Below are 8,328 nucleotides of genomic sequence, written 5' to 3' on the forward strand. Positions count from 1 at the left end.
CGTTATCTCCCTGATTTGAGTGACTATGAGCGCAGAACCTCAGCAACTTTATAGCCAATTACCTGCCATAGACCGTCTGTTGCGGGAGCCAGAAATGGCTCCTTTGCTGGATGAATATGGCGCGACGCTACTCACTGATATCCTGCGGAAAATGCAAACGCAGGCCCGCGAGATTATCCGCCAGACTCAGACGCTGCCGCACTGGCATAGCTGCTGGATTACCGAACTACGTCAACGGATTAACCAACGCCAACCCGCCCTGAAACCCGTATTCAACCTGACCGGTACGGTATTGCATACCAATCTTGGCCGCGCGCCTTTGGCTGAATCTGCTATTAACGCAGTGACGGCGGCGATGCGCGGCGCGGTGACGCTGGAATATGACCTCGGTGACGCTGGACGCGGGCATCGGGATCGGGCGGTAGCGGATTTGCTCTGTGAACTGACCGGCGCAGAAGACGCCTGTATTGTTAACAATAATGCGGCGGCGGTACTGCTGATGCTGGCGGCGGTCTCGGCGGGCAAAGAAGTCGTGGTTTCACGTGGTGAGCTGGTGGAAATCGGCGGCGCTTTCCGTATTCCTGACGTCATGCGTCAGGCGGGTTGCCAATTGGTTGAGGTTGGCGCAACCAACCGCACTCATTTGAAGGATTATCGGCAGGCAATCGGCGAAAATACCGGTCTGCTGATGAAAGTTCATACCAGTAATTATAGTATTCAAGGCTTTACCGCCGCGGTAACGGAATCTCAGCTAACAGCCTTGGGGCAGGAATTTTCTGTGCCGACGGCAACGGATTTGGGCAGCGGTTCGCTAATCGATATGACCCAATACGGATTACCTGCCGAGCCAATGCCGCAGCAACTGATTGCCGCTGGCGTCGATTTGATCACTTTTTCCGGAGATAAATTGTTGGGAGGGCCGCAGGCGGGGATTATTCTGGGCAAAAAGCACTGGATCGCCAAACTTCAGCAGCACCCGCTCAAACGCGCTCTGCGGGTCGATAAAATGACCCTATCAGCATTAGAAGCTACACTACGTCTTTATCAACAACCGGATCGGTTGGCAGATTTACTGCCATCGCTGCGCATACTCACTCGTCCGCAGCAAGAGATGCGTGACAGCGCCGAGCGCCTATTAGTGCAGCTTAGCGCGCATTATCCGGATTTTGACCTTGCCAGCGAAGAATGCTGGTCGCAGATTGGCAGTGGTTCCTTGCCGGTCGATCGTTTGCCCAGTTGGGCGATAACTTTCACACCTAAAGACGGGCGGGGTAGTACGCTGCTGTCGCTGGCTAACCGCTGGCGCCGTCTGAATCAGCCGGTGATCGGTCATCTTCGGGATGGGCGCATGTGGCTAGATTTACGTTGTTTAAATGATGAAGATGCTTTGCTCAGGGAGCTTGTTTGATGATTATTGCCACCGCCGGTCACGTTGACCACGGTAAAACCACGCTATTACAGGCTATAACCGGCGTAAATGCCGATCGTTTGCCGGAAGAAAAACAGCGTGGTATGACTATCGATCTGGGCTACGCCTATTGGCCACAGCCCGACGGCAGTAGTCTCGGTTTTATTGATGTTCCCGGTCATGAGAAGTTTCTGTCCAATATGCTGGCAGGAATGGGCGGTATCGATCACGCTCTGCTGGTAGTGGCCTGTGACGATGGCGTAATGGCGCAAACACATGAACATTTGGCCATTTTACGCCTCAGTGGCCATCCAAAACTGACAGTGGCGTTAACCAAAGCCGATCGTGCCGATGAGCAACAGATTGAGCAGGTTCGCCAGCAGGTTTTGACCGAACTGGCACAGCAAGGCTGGGCTGCCGATCAGATTTCCCTGTTTATCACCGCTGCTAACCGCGGAGTCGGTATTGACGAACTGCGCGCTCATCTGACGCAGCTTAGCCAGCAGGCTAGCGATGCTCAACGTATTCAACGGCGGTTCCGTCTGGCAATCGATCGGGCTTTTAGCCTGAAAGGTTCGGGATTAGTAGTGACGGGAACGCTGCTAGCGGGGCAAGTAGCCGTTGGCGATACTCTGTGGTTAACCGGCAGCGATTGTCCGGTTCGGGTACGAAGTATTCATTCGCAGAATGAGCCAGCCACTCATGCACAGGCTGGCCAAAGGATTGCGCTGAATATCACTGGCGATACCAGCAAACAGCAAATTTCTCGCGGCGATTGGCTATTGGAGCGACAGCCGCCGGAAGCGCAGGATCGGGTGCTGGTGGAAGTCACAACGGATACACCGATGCATCATTGGCAATCTCTGCATTTACATCAAGGTGCTAGCCATATTACCGGTCGAGTTTCCATGCTGAATGGCGCAGAAACCCCGATGTTGGCCGAATTATTGCTGGATACACCGCTGTATCTGGCAGAAAACGATCGCTTTATCCTGCGTGACATTGCGGCAAAGCACACCCTGGGTGGCGCTCGAGTCATCGCTCTGTCTTCCCCGAAAAGAGGTAAGCGGCAGCCGGCGTTTTTGGCGTGGCTGACTGCGCTAGCTCAGGCCACGACAGATGCGGAAGTCCTTAACCTTCAATTGGATAAAGGGCCGGTATCGATTCAACAGTTTGCCTGGGCACGTCAATTATCCGATGGACAACTCGATAAACTATTGGCAGACAGCCAACAGTTAGTGGCTGGCGATAGCGTACTTTCCTCTGCGATGGCTGAAAATGCCCGGCAAAACCTGCTGCAAGTGCTCGCCAGTTACCATCAGCAGCACAGCGATCAGTTGGGCTTGGGCCGCGCCCGCCTGCGCCGCATGGCTTTACCGACGCTTGATGAGGCTTTGGTTAATCGGGTTATCGATCAATTAGTTGCCGACGGCGAATTAGCGAATACGCGCGGCTGGCTGCATTTACCTGAACACAGTTTGGCGTTTACAGCTGAAGAGGAAAAACAGTGGCTGCGTGCGCGGGTTTATTTTGAAAGTGACCCTTGGTGGGTGCGGGATCTGGCCGTAGCGCTGGAAATGGATGAAGAGTCGATGCGTGGATTATTGCGTAAAGCCGCGCGTTTGGGCCATATCACCGCGATTGTGCCGGATCGCTACTATCTGAATCGCAGAATCTATCAGTTTGCCGATTTGATTCGTACTCTGGATGCCAGCAAAGGTAGCGCCAGCGCAGCGGATTTCCGCGACAGCCTTGGCGTCGGCCGTAAGTTAGCGATTCAAATTCTGGAATTTTTCGATCGCAGCGGCTTTACCCGCCGCCGTGGCAACGACCATATTCTGCGCGACCGAGGTATGTTTTGTTAGTGCATCGGTGCTGATGTAACTACCAGATTACACATCAATAGTGATGTATTTTGTGATGAATACATTCCTACCGATGCTTTATAGATTCCATGACCATTAAAAATGGGTTCAGCATTAGCCGAACCCATCTGTTCACATCATCAGTGCCAGGTTTATTATTCCGCAGCTACAGCTTCAGGCTGTTTACGAATAAATATTGCTACCAGCGACAGCCACAGCAGGCCGCTGATTAAATTGAAAAGATTGAAGATACCGCTGTTTCCCCACAGATAGGCGACTTTCGCCAACTCTATGCCCAAAGTGAAGACAAACATACTGATCATCCCCATTGCGGCAGAAACCGTACCTTTACTGATATCGCTGGCAAACAGGGTCAAACGCACCAAACCGGCATTTGCTACACCAATACCAAAAGCATACAAACTGAGACCCGCCGTCATCCACAAATAGGCGTGAGATGAATAAAGCGTTGAAACAGCGGCCAATATCAACCCACCGATCATCGGGCCTGCGCCGAGTTTAATCAGTTTAGGAATGCTGGTTTTACCACTCAAACGCGCCAGCGTCAGGTTACCAATGATTAATGCGCCGAAAATAGGCACTTGCAATAAACCATAGTCAAAGGTCGATAGCTGCTCGCCACTGATCAAAATAACCGGCGATTGTGCAATCCAAGCCAACAATGGCAGGCTAGCAAAGCCTAATGCCAATGCTCCGCACAGAAAGCGACGGTTAGCCAGCACTTGCTTATAATCATGCCACATGGCCGAAAGCGAGAGCTTTTCACCTTTCAACACCGCAGTTTCTGGCATTGCTCGCCATAAGCCAATGAACGAAATTGCCCCCAGAACCGCAAAAAGCACAAACATACTTTGCCACGGCGCAACGTGAATCAAGGCTGCACCGGCTAAAGGGCCAAGTAGCGGAGCGATCAGAGCCACGTTTGCCATCAGCGCGGTGATCTTAATACATACTGCTTCTTCGAATGATTCCTGAATGGTGGCGTAACCTACGGCGCCGATAAAGCACAGGCCAATGCCTTGCAGGAAGCGCATAGCAATAAATTGTTCTATGGTATTGACCAAAAGAATAGCCAGACAGGTAATGACAAAGAAAGCCACGCCTGCCAGCATTACCGGACGACGGCCACGGCGATCGGAAAGCGGCCCCAACAGCCATTGTAGGAACATACCGCCGGCTAAATAGGCGGTCATGGATGTGGGAACCCATTCTATGCTGGCGTTGAAATCAGCGACGACTGCCAGCATACCGGGCTGAATCATATCGTTGGCAATATAGGCTGCGAATTCAAATAGGACTAAACACAGGGGAAACAACAGCGCCCGGCGGCCTAAAGGTTTCGCGGGTGTTAACGTAGTTTGCATAGATTAAGTTATTAATAATTAATAAGAAAAGTGGAACTGCCTCAGCGAGAAAAGCTGTCGAGACGAGTTAGGACGGCTATTTTGCCGCCAATAATGAATAATGGCAACGATTTACATGCAGGTAGATTCTTAATTACCTTGGGCGAGTATTTCTTTTTGAGTTACTTTTAGCGCCCTTAGTATATAACTTATCGTTAACTTTTTTGGCCCAAATGCATGAGCAACAGAGAATAGGCATGACCAATAAAATTGGATGGATTGATAATTTGCGGGCAGTGGCTTGCATTATGGTGGTTATGATTCACGCCACCACTTACTATCTCACCAGCGGAGCAGCGGTCGGTGAATTCAGCTGGGATTTATCTAACTTACTGAATTCCATGTCTCGGGTTGGCGTCCCTTTGTTCTTTATGATTTCGGGTTATCTGTTTTTGGGTGAAAAAAGTGCCGGTAAGAAGCATTTTATACGCATCGGTCTATGCCTGACTTTTTATAGTGCTATTGCTCTAATTTATATATCCACACTGACGCCGATAGGCGGCTGGGCTTCATTAAAGAATATTTTGCAAAAGCCGGTGTTTTATCACCTGTGGTTTTTCTACGCCATAATCGTGGTGTATCTGGTTTCTCCGCTGATTAACGTCAAGCCTGTATCCGGCCGTTACGTTGCCGTAGTCATACTGTTGCTGGCGGTGGTTGCCAATCCTTATACCGGTAAGTTCTCTCTCGATGGTTTCCATTTACTGCCTGTAAACCTGTATATCTCCGGAGATACTTTCTATTACCTGCTATACGCAATGCTAGGCCGGGCGATTGGTATGCTGAATACGGAAGGAAAATCGATAAGTTGGGCAGCAGCGTTCGCTTTTATCGTGAGCGTAGGATTGATCGTCATTTCGACAAAAAAACAAAGTATTATCAATGGAAATTTTGCAGATACCTTCTACATGTACTGTAGTCCGCTGGTCTTTATTGCGGCGGTGTCTCTGCTAATCTGGTTTAAAAACTGCCTTTCCCAGCCACGAGCCTGGTTAACCTGGCTTTCGGGTCATTCTCTTGCGATTTATGGTTTCCACGCGCTTATTATTCACTTTGTGCGCACCCACCACTTTGATTTTACCGCCTATCCGGCGCTGGATATTTTCTATGTTTTCGCTTTCGCGTTGGGTGGTAGCATGTTGTTATCTATAGGATTACAGCGTATTGATAAAAGAAGATTAGTCAGTTGATCAAGCTATGCCCGTAGATAACTGCGGGCTAAAGAGTTTGGGGGGGTCACCGCATTATGAAATCGCCATCTGAATGAGTTGATGTAGGTAATTTGTTGTTTTAAATATTTTTTTCTGCCTAATTTCTGTTTTTTAGACATGTCACAGGCCCGTTCCGGTCATCAAAAATAATTAGCTTTCGTTAACTTATTCGCCTCTTTCTACTTATTTATATCAGGTTATTTCGAGGCTAATGACAATAACCATGCATTAACTGATATAAGCTGCAATTAGTATGCTGAACGGCGGATTAGTTACTGATGATATGAGGAATGATATAGCGTCCTGTTATGTATGATTTGAAGCAAGGATGGGCTCGCTATGAAAAAAATACAATTAATGGCGCTATTGACCTGTTTGATGGTCGTTGGTTACAAGGCGAATGCCGCTATCGTACTGGATCGTACAAGAGTTATTTATACGGCTGATGTCGGATTCGTTAACCTGAGTATTCGGAATGAGAATAAAACTCTGCCTTATCTGGCTCAATCGTGGATCGAAAATGTAGCTCCGCAGAGCACCTCTGTGCCGTTGGCGGTTTCACCGGAAATACAGAGGGTGAATTCGGGTGAAAAAAATATCGTCCGCATTTATGCCACACTGGATGCGAAAACATTGCCTCAGGATCGCGAATCGCTGTTTTATTACACGTTGCGAGAAATACCGCCGCGTAGCGATATTCCCGATGCGATACAGGTAGCGCTACAAACCAAAATAAAGCTGTTTTACCGCCCGTTGAGTATTGTGCCGCAGCCCGATGAAATCTGGCAGCAGCGCGTCATATTGCACAAAACTGCTCAGGGATATCGGCTCGAGAATCCGACGCCCTATTATCTGACGGTAATCGGCTTGGCGGCCAGAAGCGGAGCGGCGGCAAAAGAGGATTTTCCTGCAATCATGGTCGCACCTATGTCCAGCAGCGAACTGGTTGCAGAAAATTACCCCTCGCCGGTTATCACTTATATCAATGATTACGGTGCTCATCCAGAATTGAGCTTTAGCTGCCACGGGGCAATTTGCCGTGCGATTATCTCTGGTTCATAAGGTTGCAGCGAATTTGGGGAATATTTGGGGAATATTTGGGCAGACTGTCGCCATGGTTTACGGGCAAAGGCTGCCAACAGTAGGTTTTTGTATGGTTGCCATACGGAGAAAAACTCACTTTTACCAAGGGTTACGCAGATTTCTGCTCAACTTAACAATGTTGAAAATGCCTGACTGATTTCTAATACCTTGTTGAATAAACGCGTTATAATCGCTAGCTTACATAAAGATTATCTATGGAAGATCATCGCTCCCGGTGGGGCGGCTGGACTTCAAATCCAGATGGGGCCGCCAGCGGTCCCTGGCAGGTTCGACTCCTGTGATCTTCCGCCAAAGGTCCTCTTTTTACGTCAACCCATGTCAATAAAATATCATATAAACCAATGGTTACCTTGTTTTCATTCTCTCTTGATGTCAATCAGTGTCTACTGAAATCTACCCCCATATTGGGGTATTTTTGGGGGTGCTTTTTCCCCCTAAATAATTGATACCCCCAGAAGGAGAAATAATGCCCCTAACGGATGTTAAGGTGCGTACGGCTAAAGCGCAGGATAAGCCCTATAAGCTAGCTGATGGAGGTGGCCTCTATCTATCTATTGGTCAAAACTAATGGGTCTCGTTATTGGCGGCTGAAGTACCGAGTACTCGGCCGTGAAAAGCTGCTCTCCATAGGTGTTTATCCAGATGTATCGCTTGCCTTGGCCCGTCAAAAGCGGGATGCGGCTAGACGAGTCATTGCTGAAGGTGGTGATCCAAGAGAAACCAAAAAGGCAGAAAAGCAGGCTTTAAAAATTGCCACCTCAAATACTTTTGAAGCTATAGCTTGTGAATGGCATAAGGCCAGAGCTGATAGATGGTCAATGCGCTATCGAGAAGAAATTTTAAGTACGTTTGAAAAAGATATATTCCCTTATATCGGTAAGCGACCTATAGCTGAAATTAAACCTCTAGAGTTATTAGATGTACTTAAAAAAATGGAACGGCGCGGAGCATTGGAAAAAATGCGTAAAGTCCGTCAACGCTGTAGTGAAGTATATCGCTATGCCATTATTGCAGGTCGGACAGAATACAATCCAGCTCAAGACCTCGCAGGGGCTTTAACTCCACCAACAAAACACCATTTCCCATTTCTTAAAGCAACAGAATTACCCGATTTTCTCTATGATTTGGGTGGCTATACTGGCAGCGTTATTACTAAGTCTGCCACTTATTTTATTATGTACACGGCCGTTAGAACGCAGGAGCTGCGTTTCGCAAGGTTGTAAGTATCCCGCTTAAACGGCCCATTCATTTTTATCGATTTTCCTGATTTTTCCATCGCTTATCCCATCGCAGTATGATAAATATACATGACATTG

At 48.5% G+C, this 8,328-nt stretch carries 5 protein-coding genes, 1 tRNA gene and 1 pseudogene; 6 read left to right on the plus strand and 1 reads right to left on the minus strand.

Annotated elements, in window-relative coordinates; translation table 11 throughout:
- The first annotated feature begins 25 nt into the window (after nucleotides 1–25).
- Together selA and selB are read left to right on the plus strand one after the other, a co-directional pair.
- Complete coding sequence (selA, locus tag ACQ4OC_RS14315) at nucleotides 26–1,408, plus strand: L-seryl-tRNA(Sec) selenium transferase (protein ID WP_064515862.1); 1,383 nt, start codon at nucleotides 26–28, stop codon at nucleotides 1,406–1,408.
- Nucleotides 1,408–3,273, plus strand: a complete 1,866-nt coding sequence (gene selB, locus ACQ4OC_RS14320; RefSeq protein ID WP_430971286.1) for a selenocysteine-specific translation elongation factor — start codon at nucleotides 1,408–1,410, stop codon at nucleotides 3,271–3,273. Before selA ends, selB begins: the two co-directional genes overlap by 1 nt.
- Nucleotides 3,274–3,428: 155 nt before the next feature.
- Here the strand turns inward: selB and ACQ4OC_RS14325 are convergent, their stop codons facing one another.
- Complete coding sequence (locus tag ACQ4OC_RS14325) at nucleotides 3,429–4,658, minus strand: MFS transporter (protein WP_064515859.1); 1,230 nt, start codon at nucleotides 4,656–4,658, stop codon at nucleotides 3,429–3,431.
- Nucleotides 4,659–4,894: 236 nt separating this feature from the next.
- Here ACQ4OC_RS14325 and ACQ4OC_RS14330 point away from each other — a divergent pair, with 236 nt between their 5' ends.
- The 4 genes and pseudogenes from ACQ4OC_RS14330 to ACQ4OC_RS14345 all read left to right on the plus strand — a co-directional run.
- Nucleotides 4,895–5,887: an acyltransferase gene (locus ACQ4OC_RS14330; protein WP_064515857.1), complete on the plus strand. Its 993-nt coding sequence runs from the start codon at nucleotides 4,895–4,897 to the stop codon at nucleotides 5,885–5,887.
- Nucleotides 5,888–6,247: 360 nt separating this feature from the next.
- Nucleotides 6,248–6,970, plus strand: a complete 723-nt coding sequence (locus ACQ4OC_RS14335) for a fimbrial biogenesis chaperone (protein ID WP_064515855.1) — start codon at nucleotides 6,248–6,250, stop codon at nucleotides 6,968–6,970.
- A gap of 238 nt (nucleotides 6,971–7,208) precedes the next feature.
- Nucleotides 7,209–7,303: transfer RNA gene (locus tag ACQ4OC_RS14340), tRNA-Sec, on the plus strand.
- 175 nt (nucleotides 7,304–7,478) lie between these two features.
- Nucleotides 7,479–8,229 (plus strand): annotated as a pseudogene (locus ACQ4OC_RS14345) (tyrosine-type recombinase/integrase); the annotation flags it as partial.
- Nucleotides 8,230–8,328: the final 99 nt, after the last annotated feature.

The organism is Yersinia sp. J1 (assembly GCF_050586585.1).
Taxonomy (GTDB): domain Bacteria; phylum Pseudomonadota; class Gammaproteobacteria; order Enterobacterales; family Enterobacteriaceae; genus Yersinia; species Yersinia entomophaga.